Annotated in this window: 16 protein-coding genes and 1 pseudogene; 16 read left to right on the forward strand and 1 reads right to left on the reverse strand. The window is 40.2% G+C overall.

The genetic code is table 11. From position 1 onward, the window contains the following. The first annotated feature begins 37 nt into the window (after positions 1–37). From rpoB to rpsS, 8 genes are all read left to right on the forward strand, one after another. On the forward strand, positions 38–4,213 hold the full coding sequence (rpoB, locus tag QEJ31_RS03830) for a DNA-directed RNA polymerase subunit beta (RefSeq protein WP_280592474.1): 4,176 nt from the start codon (positions 38–40) through the stop codon (positions 4,211–4,213). Positions 4,214–4,237: 24 nt separating this feature from the next. Continuing rightward, positions 4,238–8,425, forward strand: coding sequence for a DNA-directed RNA polymerase subunit beta' (gene rpoC, locus QEJ31_RS03835; RefSeq protein WP_158998574.1), 4,188 nt, complete (start codon positions 4,238–4,240; stop codon positions 8,423–8,425). A 124-nt stretch (positions 8,426–8,549) separates the two neighbouring features. Next, positions 8,550–8,861, forward strand: coding sequence for a 30S ribosomal protein S10 (gene rpsJ, locus QEJ31_RS03840; RefSeq protein ID WP_130610705.1), 312 nt, complete (start codon positions 8,550–8,552; stop codon positions 8,859–8,861). Positions 8,862–8,992: 131 nt separating this feature from the next. Next, entirely contained in the window at positions 8,993–9,514 is a 522-nt protein-coding gene (gene rplC / locus QEJ31_RS03845; protein WP_280592475.1) for a 50S ribosomal protein L3, read from the forward strand. A gap of 16 nt (positions 9,515–9,530) precedes the next feature. Then, positions 9,531–10,127, forward strand: a complete 597-nt coding sequence (rplD, locus tag QEJ31_RS03850; protein ID WP_158998132.1) for a 50S ribosomal protein L4 — start codon at positions 9,531–9,533, stop codon at positions 10,125–10,127. Between the two features lie 22 nt (positions 10,128–10,149). Next, on the forward strand, positions 10,150–10,476 hold the full coding sequence (locus QEJ31_RS03855; RefSeq protein WP_280592476.1) for a 50S ribosomal protein L23: 327 nt from the start codon (positions 10,150–10,152) through the stop codon (positions 10,474–10,476). A gap of 74 nt (positions 10,477–10,550) precedes the next feature. Continuing rightward, positions 10,551–11,378, forward strand: coding sequence for a 50S ribosomal protein L2 (gene rplB / locus QEJ31_RS03860; RefSeq protein ID WP_158998130.1), 828 nt, complete (start codon positions 10,551–10,553; stop codon positions 11,376–11,378). Positions 11,379–11,404: 26 nt separating this feature from the next. Next, complete coding sequence (gene rpsS, locus QEJ31_RS03865; RefSeq protein WP_158998129.1) at positions 11,405–11,680, forward strand: 30S ribosomal protein S19; 276 nt, start codon at positions 11,405–11,407, stop codon at positions 11,678–11,680. A 30-nt stretch (positions 11,681–11,710) separates the two neighbouring features. On the opposite strand, the gene QEJ31_RS03870 is transcribed toward rpsS, so the two are convergent. After that, on the reverse strand, positions 11,711–11,932 hold the full coding sequence (locus tag QEJ31_RS03870) for a hypothetical protein (protein ID WP_235899660.1): 222 nt from the start codon (positions 11,930–11,932) through the stop codon (positions 11,711–11,713). A gap of 96 nt (positions 11,933–12,028) precedes the next feature. Here QEJ31_RS03870 and rpsC point away from each other — a divergent pair. The 8 genes and pseudogenes from rpsC to rpsH form a co-directional block, all read left to right on the forward strand. Beyond that, positions 12,029–12,655, forward strand: a pseudogene (gene rpsC / locus QEJ31_RS03875) (30S ribosomal protein S3); the annotation flags it as partial. 69 nt (positions 12,656–12,724) lie between these two features. Then, positions 12,725–13,153 carry a 50S ribosomal protein L16 gene (rplP, locus tag QEJ31_RS03880; RefSeq protein ID WP_158998126.1) on the forward strand — a complete coding sequence of 143 codons (429 nt, stop codon included), beginning with the start codon at positions 12,725–12,727 and terminating at the stop codon, positions 13,151–13,153. After that, positions 13,150–13,344 (forward strand): hypothetical protein, encoded by a 195-nt coding sequence (locus QEJ31_RS03885; RefSeq protein ID WP_280592478.1) that lies wholly within the window; start codon positions 13,150–13,152, stop codon positions 13,342–13,344. Before rplP ends, QEJ31_RS03885 begins: the two co-directional genes overlap by 4 nt. A 13-nt stretch (positions 13,345–13,357) precedes the next feature. After that, positions 13,358–13,621 carry a 30S ribosomal protein S17 gene (gene rpsQ, locus QEJ31_RS03890; protein ID WP_280592479.1) on the forward strand — a complete coding sequence of 88 codons (264 nt, stop codon included), beginning with the start codon at positions 13,358–13,360 and terminating at the stop codon, positions 13,619–13,621. Between the two features lie 63 nt (positions 13,622–13,684). Next, complete coding sequence (gene rplN / locus QEJ31_RS03895; protein WP_148698254.1) at positions 13,685–14,062, forward strand: 50S ribosomal protein L14; 378 nt, start codon at positions 13,685–13,687, stop codon at positions 14,060–14,062. A 117-nt stretch (positions 14,063–14,179) separates the two neighbouring features. Continuing rightward, positions 14,180–14,707, forward strand: coding sequence for a 50S ribosomal protein L5 (rplE, locus tag QEJ31_RS03900; protein ID WP_280593268.1), 528 nt, complete (start codon positions 14,180–14,182; stop codon positions 14,705–14,707). Positions 14,708–14,718: 11 nt separating this feature from the next. Beyond that, the gene (locus tag QEJ31_RS03905; RefSeq protein ID WP_158998123.1) at positions 14,719–14,904 is read left to right on the forward strand and encodes a type Z 30S ribosomal protein S14; all 186 of its coding nucleotides are present in this window, start codon (positions 14,719–14,721) and stop codon (positions 14,902–14,904) included. 11 nt (positions 14,905–14,915) lie between these two features. Further along, positions 14,916–15,314: a 30S ribosomal protein S8 gene (rpsH, locus tag QEJ31_RS03910; protein WP_158998122.1), complete on the forward strand. Its 399-nt coding sequence runs from the start codon at positions 14,916–14,918 to the stop codon at positions 15,312–15,314. Positions 15,315–15,323: the final 9 nt, after the last annotated feature.

The raw sequence follows: 15,323 nt of genomic DNA on the forward strand, positions 1-15,323 counted from the left end.
TTAGCATCCTTTCTTTTTTTTACGCAGAGGACTCAATATGGCCAATCTGGCATCTAGCTTCGTCCGTCACCGTCGTTCTTTTGCTAAAGTAAAACCTATCATAGGAATGCCAAATCTAATTGACATTCAAAAGAAGTCGTACGCTGAATTCCTTCAAGGAACAGATTCCGCTGACTCTCGCATTGAAGCGGGTCTACAGGGAGTGTTCAAAAGTGTATTTCCCGTTCAAGATTTTGATGCAACAGCTTCTGTTGAATTTGTCAGTTATTCCTTAGATGAACCTAAATACACTGTCGAAGAGTGTCGTTCAAAAGGCATGACTTATGCAGCTCCTGTTAAAGTTCTTATCCGCCTCATTATTTGGGACGTAGATCATGAAACAGGTGTGAAATCCATTCGTGGTTTCAAAGAGCAAGAGGTCTACTTTGGTGAAATTCCTCTTATGACCCAAAATGGTACATTTATCATCAATGGAACTGAACGTGTGGTTGTATCCCAGTTACATCGTTCACCAGGTGTATTCTTTGACCATGACAAAGGCAAAACTCTATCATCCGGAAAATTCTTATATAATGCGCGTATCATTCCATACCGTGGATCATGGTTAGATTTTGAATTCGACACTAAAGATATTCTTTATTGTCGAATAGATCGCCGTAGAAAAATGCCTGCTACAGTTCTCTTAAAAGCGCTTGGCTATACAACTGAAGAATTGCTTGGCACTTTTTATGAATGCGAAACAATTATCAACCGTGATGGACAATTCTATCGTAAAGTAGATTTAGATCGTTTACGTGGACAACGTGCTTCAAGTGATATTATGGATCCTAAAAATCCTAATAATACTCTTGTAAAACGGAACCGTAAAATCACTGCTTTACATATTAAGCAATTAAAAGCAGCTGGAGTAGAAGAACTTCATTTCCCACAAGAAGAACTTGTTGGAAAAATCATTGGTCAAGATATTATTGACGAAGATACAGGTGAAGTTTTATTCCCTATTAACACAGATATCTCAGAAAAAATTCTTGACGCTATCATGTTAAAAGGTATTTCTAAATTTCAAATCTTGTTTATTGATGATTTAAACGTTGATTCTTCTTTCCGCGATACTTTAATGGTTGATAAAACTGTTAATACAGAAGAGGCATTGTTAGAAATTTATCGCAGAATGCGTCCAGGAGATCCTCCGACATTAGAAAACGCAAGTAATCTTTTCCAAAATTTATTTTTTGAAAAAGACAGATACGATCTTTCTCGTGTTGGTCGTTTAAAATTAAATGAAAAACTCGATTTAAATAATATTGATATCGACTACCGTACTTTAACTCGCGAAGACATTATTGGCACAGTTAAACGCTTACTAGATGTTCGTAGTGGCAAAATTAAAGTTGACGATATCGACCATCTTGGCAATCGTCGTGTACGTGCTGTTGGTGAATTATTAGAAAATCAATATCGTATTGGTTTAACAAGAATTGAACGTGCAATTAAAGAAAGACTTCAATTACAAGATTTAGACAGCCTTATGCCGCACGATCTTGTGAATGCAAAACCAGTAACTGCTGTGGTGAAAGAATTTTTCGGTTCATCACAATTAAGTCAGTTTATGGATCAAACTAATCCACTTGCTGAAGTTTATCACAAACGTCGTTTGTCTGCCCTTGGGCCTGGTGGTCTTTCCCGTGAAAGAGCAGGTTTTGAGGTTCGTGACGTTCACCCAACTCATTATGGTCGTATTTGTCCTATTGAAACTCCCGAAGGTCCAAACATTGGTCTGATTGTTTCTTTAGCTTCATTTGCGCAAGTAAACAAATATGGATTCATTGAAACTCCATATCGTACCGTGGTTGATCGCTCACCAACTGATGAAGTTCGCTATTATTCTTCAACAGATGAATGGCGCGATCACGTTATTGCCCAAGCACGCATCAAAGCTGATGCTGAAAATAAAATAAACTCAAATGAGTTGCTGAACGCACGTAGCTCAGGTGAAACAAATATCTATACGGCTGAAGAAGTTGACTTAATGGATGTGGCGACAAACCAAGCGGTTTCTGTTGCGGCTTCCTTAATTCCTTTCCTTCAAAATGACGATGCGCACCGTGCCCTCATGGGTGCAAACATGCAACGCCAAGGTCTTCCTTTATTGCGTACAAAAGCGCCTTTAGTTGGTACTGGAATGGAAAGAACCGTTGCCGCTGACTCAGGTGTAACAGTTGTTGCAAAACGTGCTGGTACAGTTATCTCTGTGGATGCTGAACGTGTTGTTATTAAAGCGAATGAAGTTTCCTCAGACGTTACTGAAGTGGCTTCAGAAGTTGATATTTATACTTTGGTTAAATTTACGCGTTCTAACGTTGATACCTGTGTAAACCAAAAACCTATTGTTAAAGTAGGAGATAAAGTTGAAAAGGGTGATATTATTGCAGATGGTTTCGCTACAGAAATGGGTGAACTTGCACTTGGACAAAACGTTGTTGTCGCATTCCTTCCTTGGAATGGTTACAATTACGAAGATGGTATTGTTGTTTCTGAACGTGTTGTGCGTGAAGATCTATACACTTCTGTTTACATCCAAGAGTTTGAATGCATTAGCCGCGATACTAAATTAGGAAAAGAAGAAATTACATCTGATATTCCAAATGTCAGTGACGAATCGTTAAAAGATTTAGACGATGCAGGTGTTGTTCGTATTGGTGCAGAAGTGAAACCAGGCGATATACTTGTAGGAAAATTAACTCCAAAAGCCGAAACTCAATTGACACCAGAAGAAAAACTTCTACGTGCCATCTTTGGCGAAAAAGCTGCTGACGTCCGTGATACTTCCTTGCGAGTTCCACCAGGAGTGCAAGGTACAGTTATTGGAGCGAAAGTATTCTCACGTGAGGGTGCTGAACTCGATAGTCGTATGATCCAAGTTCAAGAACAAGAAATTGCTAAATTGAAAAAGGATGAACGCGATCGTATTCAAATTATCCGCAAGTCAACTGTTGAAAAGTTAGAATCTCTTTTTGTCCTTGAAGTTGCAGCTGTTAGTTTTGAAACAAAACAAGATGGCCACACTTTCAAGGTTTCTTCTGGAGAAAAAATTCCAAAAGAAGCTTTCGCAGGAATGTCTATTGAACAAATTAAATCCTTAGAATTAGTAAGTTCAGACAAAAGCGCGCAACTTGCAAAAATTAAAAAATCCATGAATGAGAAAATCGCCCTCGTGCGCGAAATGACAGAAGCGCAAATTGCCCGTGCGAAACGTGGTGATGAATTGCCTCCTGGCGTTATCAAAATGGTAAAAGTCTATGTGGCTATTAAACGTCGTTTACAAGTGGGTGATAAACTTGCAGGTCGTCACGGTAATAAAGGGGTAATTTCCAAAATTGTTCCTGTTGAAGACATGCCATATCTTGAAAACGGACAACCCGTAGACATCGTATTAAGCCCTCTTGGGGTTCCTTCTCGTATGAACATCGGCCAAATTATGGAAACACATTTTGGCTGGGCAGCGCGTGGAATCGGTTTAAAAATAAATGATATGCTTGATAAAGCAGCGCCTCGTGCAGAGCTTGAAGACTATATCTGCAAAGTCTGGGATGATCCCTCCGTGCATGAATTTGTGAAATCATGTTCTAATGAAGAATTACGCCAATTTGTGCGCAAATACAAAGAAGGTGTTACACTTTCAAATCCAGTATTTGACGGTGCAGAAGAAGAAGAAATCTTTAAATATCTTGAACTAGCTGATCTCGATCGCTCAGGACAAGTTACACTTTATGATGGACGTACTGGTGAAAAATTCAACCGCCAAGTAACAGTTGGTGTTATGTACGTTCTTCGCCTCCATCACCTTGTTGACGAGAAAATTCACGCTCGTTCTATTGGGCCATACAGTCTTGTTACTCAACAGCCTCTTGGTGGTAAAGCGCAATTTGGTGGTCAAAGACTCGGGGAAATGGAAGTTTGGGCAATGGAAGCGTATGGAGCTGCCTATACTCTTCAAGAGTTCCTAACTGTGAAATCAGATGATATCGCAGGTCGTACAAAGATGTACGAAGCAGTTGTAAAAGGCGAGAACATGATGCTTCCTGGATTACCAGAATCGTTCAACGTTCTTGTCAAAGAAATGCAATCGCTTGCATTGGATGTAAGCCTTATTCGCGATGAAAATGAAATCAGTTTGGATGATCTTCAACGCGATGTCCGTGAAATCCAATAACACCGAAGGAGTTTAAGCATGAATATGAATGAAGGTTCCAAAGATGTTTACAGTTTCTTCGAAAAACCTGTAGATCCTTTGAGTTTTAGTGCAGTTAAAATTGGTTTAGCTTCTCCAGAGCGCATCAGAAGTTGGTCATATGGTGAAGTTAAAAAACCTGAAACAATCAACTACAGAACATTTAAACCAGAGCGTGACGGATTATTTTGTGGAAAAATATTCGGCCCAGTTCGTGACTTTGAATGTATTTGTGGAAAATATAAAAGAAAAAAACACCGTGGTACTGTGTGTGAAAAATGCGGTGTCGAAGTTATTGAAAGTAAAGTAAGACGTGAACGCTTGGGGCACATTAACCTTGCTAGCCCAGTAGCTCACATCTGGTTCTTAAAAAGCTTGCCATCTCGTATTGGTTGCGTAGTAGACATTTCTTTAAAAGACCTTGAAAAAGTTCTTTATTGTGAATCCTACATCGTTCTTGATCCAGGTTCATCTGATCTTAAAAAACATGAACTTATTTCAGAAGAACGCTTTGCAGCCAAAATTCGTGAATTAGGTAACAACGCATTTCGAGTTGGTATTGGTGCTGACGCATTATTAGAAATGCTTCAATCAGTAGATGTATTTGAATTATCAGAACAACTTAAAGAGTCTTTGTTAAATACAACGTCTGATGCGCAAAGTAAAAAACTTATCAAGCGCTTAAAAGTTGTTGGCGCCTTCACTATGAGTGATAACCGTCCTGAATGGATGATGTTATCAGTTATCCCAGTGTTGCCTCCAGATCTTCGTCCTTTGGTTCCATTGGATGGCGGTCGTTTTGCGACTTCTGACTTAAACGATTTATACCGTCGTGTAATCAACCGTAACAATCGTTTATTACGTCTTATTGAATTAAATGCCCCTGAAATTATCGTGCGCAATGAAAAAAGAATGCTGCAAGAAGCTATCGATGCGCTTTTTGACAATGGCCGCCGTGGAAAAGTTTTCACAGGCCCGAATAAACGTCCTCTGCGCTCTTTATCAGATATGCTTAAAGGAAAAAGCGGTCGTTTCCGTCAAAACCTTCTTGGAAAACGTGTGGACTATTCCGGCCGTTCCGTAATTGTTGCTGGTCCAGAACTACGCTTGCACCAATGTGGATTGCCTAAATTAATGGCTCTTGAAATGTTCAAACCATTTCTATTCAATAAACTTGAAGAAAGAGGTTATGTTTCAACCATTAAAAGTGCGAAAAAAATGGTGGAAAAAGAACGTCCAGAAGTTTGGGACTTGCTAGAAGAATGCACAAAAGAACATCCTGTTCTTTTAAACCGAGCTCCTACTCTTCACCGTTTAGGTATTCAGGCTTTTGAACCTGTTTTAATTGAAGGAAAAGCAATCCAATTGCACCCTCTCGTTTGTCAGGCATTTAATGCTGACTTCGACGGGGATACTATGTGTGTACACGTTCCTCTTAGCTTAGAAGCTCAAATTGAAGCTCGTGTTCTTATGATGTCGACTAATAATATTTTGTCACCTCAGCACGGTACACCGATTATCGAGCCGCGGAAGGATATTGTTCTTGGTCTTTATTATTTAACTCGCGAAAACATCACATTACGTGGTGATAGTATGAAATTTTCAAGCCTAGATGAAGTCCGTGCGGCTTTCGATCATGGTTTTGTTGAACTGCATACACGTATTTTTGTGCGTTTAAATCATGGCGACAAAGAACTTATTCAAACTACTGTTGGACGCTGTATATTGAAAGAAGTAATTCCTGAAAGAGTTCCTTTCTTCAAAAAGTTTAATAAAGCATTAGATCAAAAGGCTTTAGCTGTTTTAGTGAACGATACATATCGTCTATGCGGCGCTAAAGAAACAGTTCTACTAGCAGATGCATTACGTGAATTAGGATATCGTTATGCAACAGAATCAGGCATTTCTATTGCAATTAAAGATATGATGATTCCTAAAGAAAAATCTAAGTTACTAGATGAAGCTTACAATGAAGTAAAAGAAGTTCGCGAACAATATGCGGAAGGTCTTATTACAGAAGGTGAACGTCATAATAAAGTAATTGATATTTGGTCACGAGTTCAAGATGAAATCACAGTAAAAATGTTGAAACAGCTTGAAACTCAAAAAGCAATTAACCAAAAAGGTGAAGCTGTTCAAATTCAATCATTCAACTCTTTGTATATGATGGCAGACTCTGGAGCCCGTGGTTCTAAACAACAGATGCGTCAGCTTGCTGGTATGAAGGGCCTTGTGGCAAAAGCTACTGGTGAGATTATTGAAACTCCTGTGACATCTAACTTACGTGAAGGTTTCACAATTCTTCAATACTTCATCAACACTCACGGTGCGCGTAAGGGTCTTGCAGATACAGCTCTTAAAACAGCTTCTTCTGGTTACCTTACTCGTCAGTTGGTTGATGTTGCCCAAGATACAATCATTTCAGAAACAGACTGCGGTACCTTAGATGGTGTTGAAGTTACTTCTGTTGTTGAAGGTGGTGAAGTTATTCAAAGAGTTGGCGCTAGGACACTAGGTAGAACTTCTCTTTATGATATTAAAAATCGTGCCACTGGTGAAGTCATTGTAAAAGCGAATGAAGAAATTAATGAAGAGGCTGTAACTCGCTTAGATGTTGCTAAAATTGACCGTGTCTATGTTCGTTCCGTTTTAACTTGCCGCACTCGTCGTGGAGTTTGTGCAAAATGTTATGGTCGAGACTTGGCCACAGGTAATTTAGTAAACGTTGGTGAAGCAGTTGGTGTTATTGCTGCTCAATCCATTGGTGAGCCTGGAACACAGTTGACAATGCGTACATTCCACTCTGGTGGTACAGCTACAACTCAATCTCAAGCTTCTTCATACGAGGCTAAAGTTGAGGGTACTGTTCAACTATTAAATGTAAGCTTGGTTAAAGGCCGCAATGAATGGGATACTGCCATGGGAAGAAACGGTGAAGTTATCGTTTATGACCTTGATGGTATTGAACGCGATCGCCACTCTATTCCATATGGCTCAAAAGTCTTTATTAAAGACGGTGCTAACGTTAAAGTTGGTACAATGCTAATAGAATGGGACCCGCACTCAGTTGTTATTGTTTCTGAGGTTTCAGGTAAGGTTAAATTCCAAGACCTTTTTGAAGGTATCTCAGTTGAAGAACGTACTGATGAAGTTACTGGTTTAACTCGTCGTGTGGTGATTGAAAACAAAGATACAAAAATTAAACCAGCTATAGTTGTTACAGATGGTTCAGGAACTGCTATTCGTATTACTGAAACTCGTGATGCTCGCTATCCTTTACCAAGTGGTGCGACTATCATGTTCGCTGATAATGACAATGTGTATCCTGGTGATGTTCTTGCGAAAATTCCGCGTGAACAAGCTAAAACAAAAGATATTACAGGTGGTTTACCGAGAGTTGCTGAGTTGTTCCTAGCTCAAAAACGTAGAACATTTGCTATTATTTCTGAAATTGATGGATTCGTATCTTTTGGTGCAGATATCAAAGGTAAAAGAAGAGTCGTTGTTACTCCAGAAATGGGCGGCGGTGATAGCCGTGAATATCTTATTCCAAAAGGTCGCCACGTTGTGGTAACTGAAGGTGATTTCATTCGTGCTGGTGAGCCTCTTGTTGACGGTCCACTAAACCCACACGATATTTTGAAAGTTCTAGGTGAAAAAGCCCTAGCTAGTTACCTTGTTTCTGAAATACAGGCTGTGTATAAGCTACAAGGTGTGAATATCGACGATAAGCACATTGAAATTATTGTGAAACAAATGCTTCGCCGCGTAAGAATTAAAGACCCTGGGGATACTGAGTTCTTACCTGCTGCACAGGTAGAAAAATGGACTTTTGAAGAGCAAAATGAATTAGCAATTCAAAGAGGTGCTCGTCCTGCAACTGCAGAACCTTTATTGCTTGGTATTGCAAGAGCAGCTTCTTCAACAGAATCCTTTATTTCTGCAGCTTCTTTCCAAGAAACCACAAGGGTTCTTACTGAAGCAGCACTTGCTGGTAGAAAAGACTTATTACGTGGTCTTAAAGAAAACGTTATTATGGGTCGACTCATTCCGGCAGGAACAGGTGTTAACTTTTACAATAATCTTGAAATGTTTGTTGAAGGCCAAAGCCTTGATGCTGAAGCCATTATTGAAGCCTCAATTCCACAGGTTGTTGCTCGCCTAGGATCTGGTTCTCATCATCAAATGCGATAATTTTTAGGGTAGGTATTCTATCTACCCTAATACTTACTTATTGCTATAATTTTACAATTTTTGCTTGACAATGGGCGTTATTCTACGTTACGAATCGACGCCCAACGGTTTGGAGTGTAATTCAATGGAAAGCCAAAAAATCCGTATTCGTCTTAAAGGCTATGATGTTTCTCTGGTTGATCAGAGCGTAGCGCAAATTATTAACAAGGCAAAAGGAACTGGAGCAAAAATTGCTGGACCAGTGCCAATGCCTACAATTATTAACCGTTATACTGTGTTGAGATCTCCTCACGTTGATAAAAAATCTCGTGAGCAGTTTGAAATCCGCACACACCGCCGTCTTATCGATCTTCTTGAGCCAAAACAACAAACTGTTGATGGCCTTATGAAACTCGATCTAGCAGCTGGTGTAGATGTAGAAATCAATCTCTACTAAAACCGGTTTTTTTATTTTTTAACAAACTTCTACTTTTGTGTAGAGGGATTAACAACAAGCTGGCGCTGTAATCTATTGCATCCAGCAGGAGTTAAAGTCATATGGTACGTTATGCTTTTAGCAAAATTGGCATGACTAGCACGTTTACAACTAATGGCTCTGCCCAAGGTGTAACCGTTCTAAAAATGCAGCCAGCTAAAGTTCTAAGACACGAAACTTTGGAAAATGGCAAAGTTGTTGTTGTTGTTGAATACGACACAGGCCACAAAAACAAACTTGTACGTGGTTGGGTTGTCGAAAATCCTGCCGAATATCAAGTAGGCTCACCTCTTAAAGCACCTTCTCTCAATGCAGGACAAAAATTAAAAATTACTGGATTTTCAAAAGGTCGTGGTTTTCAAGACGCAATGACTCGTCACGGTTTTGGTGGCGGTCCAGCAAGTCATGGTAGCCGTTTCCACAGATCTCCTGGTTCTGTAGGTATGCGTGCTGAACCTGGTCGCGTTATGAAGGGCAAAAAAATGCCTGGTCAAGACGGTAATGTGCAAGTAACTCTCCGCAATGTTCAGGTTGCTTACTGGTCTACTGAGGAATCAGTTATGGCTATTGTAGGCGGTGTGCCTGGTGCTCGCGGCGGCATAGTATTTGTTTAAGGGGAAGGGATAGCAAATGTTGTCTAAAATTGAAGCCCTACCTGAGAGTTTGGTGAGCTATGCTGACCGTAATAAAGGCACTCTCTGGCAGGTAATTAAGGCTTATAGAGCCAACCAAAGACAAGGAACTGTTGGTGTGAAAACACGTGCAATGGTGAAGTCTACTGGTAAAAAGCCTTATAAACAAAAGAAAACAGGAAGCGCTCGTCGCGGTTCATTTGTTGCTCCACTCCATGTCGGTGGTGGTGTTGCTCATGGCCCTAAAGCGCGTGACTACCGTCAAGCAATCCCTACAAAAATGAGTAAGGTTGCTTTAGGTATCGCACTTTCTGAGCGTGTAAAATCTGGCAAAATTTTTGTTGGCGCACTTGATTTTCCAAGTGGTAAAACAAAAGATGCAGCGTCTGCATTAAAGAATGTTGCTGATTTGTCTGGAAATACTTTGGTTTGTTTAAGCAATCCAAATGAAAATACAATTCGTGCACTACGCAATATTCGCGGAGTTCACCTTGTAAGTCCAGACCAAGTGAATGCATTTACTGTTCTTCAAGCACGCAGTCTTATTGCAAGTCCAGAAGCGTTCAAAGTTCTTGAATCAAGACTAGCAGACTGATTTTTGAAGAAAGGAAATGAACATGCGTTCGGATTATGTTATCAAAGGTTCAGTTTTAAGCGAAAAATCTTATGCTCTCTTAGAAAATAAGGTATACACACTTAAAGTTGATCTCAAAGCTACTAAAGAAGATATCAAAACAGCTGTTAAAGATGTTTTTGGTGTTGATGTGATCAGTGTAAACACTTCTATTTTACGTGGAAGAGTTGTTCGTAAAGCGCGCTCAAAAAAAGGTGGCGCTGTTGAAGTTAAACTTCCTAATATCAAAAAAGCGTTTATTCGCTTAAAAGATGGGCAAGAACTTCCGGCTCCTGTTTTAAATGCGCCTGCTGAAGCAACGGCGGAATAATCATTCCGTTTTTTCGTATTTTTTAGTTTTATGCGCGGAAAAATCCTCGAATTATCGCGCAAGGATGAGGAACAATGGGAATCAGACAATTAAGGCCATACACGGCTACAACAAGAACACAAAGTTACATCAATTACAGAGAAGTTCTTACTACTGATACTCCTTACAAACCGCTCTTAGTGGCAAAACCAAGAAAAGCGGGTCGTAACAATACTGGTCGCATTACTGTTCGCCATCACGGTGGTGGAAATAAAGTTAAGTACCGTATTATCGACTGGAAGAGATCTCGTAAGGATGTTGAAGGTGTTGTAACTTCAGTTGAGTACGATCCAAATCGTACAGCTTTTATTTCACTTGTTAAATATGTTGACGGAGATCGTCGTTACGTTCTTGCAACTGACGGCGTTAAAGTTGGTACTAAAATTATCGCTTCTTCAGAAGCTGATATCAAAGCAGGGAATAGCTTACCGCTAAAAAGAATTCCTGCAGGTACTACAATTCACAGTGTTGAAATGCGTCCAGGTTCTGGTGCGAAACTAGTTCGTAGTGCAGGAGCTTCAGCTACTTTAGTGGGTCGTATTGAAAGATACGCTCAAATTCGTATGCCTTCTGGTGAGCTTCGCCTTATTCCAGAAGATTGCTATGCAACTATCGGAACTGTGTCCAATGCTGACCATATGAACGTTTCTATTGGTAAAGCTGGTCGTAATCGTTGGAAGGGTATCCGTCCAACCGTCCGTGGTGTCGCTATGAACCCTGTTGACCATCCAATGGGTGGTGGTGAAGGTCGTACAAGTGGTGGCCGTCATCCATGTTCACCATGGGGTCAATTGGCTAAAGGTTATAAGACTCGCAAGGTTAAACCTAGCGATAAGTTTATCGTAAGCCGTCGTAAGAAATAATCGAATTGCTTAAGGGGTAAAAGCACATGTCACGTTCGTTGAAAAAGGGTCCTTTCGTAGACACCCATTTGCTAAAATTAGCAGATAAAAACAAGGGTGCTGGGAAGGTAATTAAAACTTGGAGCCGCCGTTCCACAATTATTCCAGATTTTGTTGGACTCACATTCGCAGTTCACAATGGAAAAAAATTCGTTCCCGTTTATGTGAACGAAAATATGGTTGGACACAAGCTTGGTGAATTTTCGCCAACTCGTACTTTCCATGGTCATGGTGCGGATAAAAAAGCCGCTAAGAAAAAGTAAGAGGTAATTTATGGACGCAAAAGCAACACACTATGCTGCAAAGTGTACCGCACGTAAAGCAAGATTGTTAAGACCGCTCATCATTGGCAAAACTGTTCCACAAGCAATAGCTGTTCTTTCTGTTGAAAGACGCGCTGGTTCTGTAGCGACAGTAAAGCTTATTCGCTCTGCGCTTGCACAGCTTCCTGCTAACAGTGCTGTAAATACTGTAATAAGTGACTTTGTAGTGAATGAAGGCCCTCGCCGCCGCATGTTTATGCCGCGCGCTCAGGGACGTGCAACGCCTATTTTGAAAAAGACGTCGCACTTAACTATTCGTCTTAAACTTAATTAACAGAGGGTACAACAGTGGGTCAGAAAGTACATCCAATTGGTTTGAGACTTGGGATTAACAAGACTTGGGATTCTCGTTGGTTTAGCAAACGTGAATTTGCAAAAAATCTTAATGAAGACTTGAATGTTCGCAAGTTCATATCAAAAAAATACGCAGAAGCTGGCGTTGCACGCGTTGAAATCGAACGCGCTGCAAAACAAGTTGTAGTAAAAGTTTATACAGCAAAACCTGGAAAACTTATTGGAAAACAAGGTAAAGGAATTGAACTTCTTCGTGATGAAGTAAAGACAGTTCTAAAATCTAATGACAAATCCATCAAAGTTGATGTATTTGAAGTGAAGAATCCTGATACAAATGCTCAATTGGCTGCTTTCAACGTTGCACAGCAACTTGAAAAACGTATTTCCTTCAGAAGAGCAATGAAGAAGGTTATGCAACAAGCTATGAAGGCTGGCGGAAAAGGAATTAAAATTCGCGTTTCCGGTCGTTTAAATGGGGCAGAAATGGCTCGTACTGAGTGGTATATGGAAGGTCGCGTACCTCTTCACACTCTTCGTGCTGATATTGACTATGGTACATCTGAAGCTTTAACAACTTACGGACTCATTGGTGTTAAGGTTTGGTTATTTAAGGGTGAAGTTTTTGGGAAACCAGCTGGAAGCATGGCTGTTTCTGCTGCAAAAACTGCACGCAATGAGGAGTAATAAAACATGTTGGCTCCAAAGAAAGTTAAGTTTCGTAAATCTCACAAAGGTCGTATTAAAGGCGTTGCAGATCGTTGCAATAGCGTAGACTTTGGTGATTTTGCTCTTCAGGCAATTGAACCTGGAAAATTAGAAGCTCGTCAAATCGAAGCAAGTCGAATTGCCTTGACCCGTCACATAAAACGTGGTGGAAAAGTGTGGATTCGTGTGTTCCCAGACAAGCCTATTACTAAAAAGCCTGCTGAAACACGTATGGGTTCTGGTAAGGGTGGTTTGGATCGTTGGGTTTGTCCAATTCGTTCAGGCCGTGTGATTTTTGAAGTACAGGGTGTACCTGCTAATCTTGCAAAAGAAGCTTTTGAGCTAGCAGCAGCAAAACTCCCATTCAAAACACGCGTAATGAGCAGAAGTGATAAGGTTTGGGAAAATCAATGAAAAAACAAAAAAAGTTTGCTGATTTAAACTCTAGTGATGCAGCTAAAAAACAAGAATCTTTAGTAAAAGAGCTTGTGAAGTTCAAAGTTTCCATGGACCCTGCTGTTATTAGCAACGCAGGTGGGATTGCTGGTTTGAGAAGAGATTTGAGAATCGTTTCTCGTAAAAAAACACAAGCATCTGCTAAATAATTGAGGTATAAACATGGAAAACAACAATAAAATTACAAAGAATCCAATTAGAGGTCGTGTAGTAGCGATTTCTAAAGATACAAAGACTGTTAAGGTAGAAGTGCCTCGTATTGTTCCAAACAAAACATATGGCAAACGCCTTCACCTCCATACATCTTTGTTCGCAGACACCTTTGGTGTTGCAAATATAGCAGTAGGAAAAGATGTAGATATTCTTCCTTGCCGCCGTATTTCAAAAAATAAGTCTTGGAAAGTAGTTTCTGTTGTTGCTCACTAATTCAAAAAGTAAGCAACGCAGTTAAATAGTTTCTTTTCTCTTTCTCATTTAATGGGGTGTATCGTGATTCAGCCAGAATCAATCCTGGTAGCAGCCGACAATAGCGGTGCGCGCACTCTTAACGTCATTCGAGTAATGGGCGGTTCTTTCCGTCGTTATGCTCGTGTAGGCGATTTGATTGTCGTTTCCGTAAGAGATGCTGTGCCTGGTGGGCGTGTTAAAAAAGGTGAAGTACATAAAGCAATTGTAGTTCGCTGTAAGAAAGAAGTTTCGAGAACAGACGGTTCTCGTATACGTTTTGATGAAAATGCTGCTGTTCTTGTAAAAATTGTCAAAAATGAAAAAGAGCCAGTTGGAACTCGTATCTTCGGACCAATTGCTCGTGAATTAAGACAACGTAATTGTGGCAAGATTATCAGCTTGGCTCCGGAGGTTCTATAATCCATGGCAAGCGAAAAAAATCAAGTAGGTAAAAAACCTACTGGTGGAAGAAAAGGCGCTGATTATGGCGCGGTAGTTGTTCGTGGGGAGCACACTAAAGGTGTGAAACCAAGATACATGGCAAAGTTCAGCGACAAAGTTTTACCTGAACTTAAAAAGCTTCATCCAACACAAAATGTTATGGAGCTTCCTAAGATCGTAAAAATCGTTGTTAATACTTGCCAAGGCGAAGCTACTCAAAATATCAAAGCACTTGAAGCTGCAGCTGCAGAGCTCGAAATTATTACTGGTCAAAAAGCCGTAATTACTCGCGCTAAAAAGTCAATTGCAACTTTCAAATTACGTGCAGGAATGCCTATTGGGGCTTCTGTAACGCTTCGTAAAGAACGTATGTTCGAATTCTACGATAAACTCGTTTCTGTTGCACTACCTCGCGTACGTGACTTCCGTGGAGTTTCTTCAAATAGTTTCGATGGACGTGGCAACTACTCTCTTGGTATCCGCGAACAAATCATATTTCCTGAAATTGAAGCGGATAAAGTAGATAAAACTCGTGGTTTGAGTATCACTATTGTTACATCAGCTAAAACTGATGAAGCAGCGCGTGAACTTCTTACTCTCCTCGATATGCCGTTTAGAAAGTAAAGGGGATAGATGTGGCTCGTTTAGCAATGATTAATAAAGCAAATAAAAAAGCCAAGTTTTCTACGCGTCAACACAACCGTTGCAACCAATGCGGTCGTCCACGCGGATACTACAGAGACTTCGGTGTTTGTCGTATTTGCTTACGTAAAAATGCCCTTTCAGGACAAATTCCTGGAATGGTCAAGGCTAGTTGGTGAGGTGAAAAAATATGTACACTACTGATCCAATCGCTGATATGTTAACTCGTATCCGTAATGCTTCAACTGCAGGTTTAAAATATACTACAGTTCCAGCAAGCATTATTAAAATTGAAATTACAAAAATCTTAGAAGCAGAAGGTCTCATTCGTGGGTTCCGTCTCATCAAAGATAATGGTCAAGGCAAGATTAAAATTGCCATGAAATACACTGAAGTTGGACAACCTGTGATTCGTGGTTTAACCCGCGTTTCTAAACCTGGTTGCCGTGTTTATAAAGCCGTTTCGGATCTTCCAAAGATTCGTGGTGGTCTTGGTTTCGCTATACTTACAACTCCAAAAGGTGTTCTTACAAGCAGAACTGCTCGTAAAGAAAACGTTGGTGGAGAAGTATTAGCTTATGTTTGGTAACTTTCGAGG

Origin of the sequence: Pigmentibacter sp. JX0631 (assembly GCF_029873255.1) — a bacterium.
Taxonomy (GTDB): Bacteria; Bdellovibrionota_B; Oligoflexia; order Silvanigrellales; family Silvanigrellaceae; genus Silvanigrella.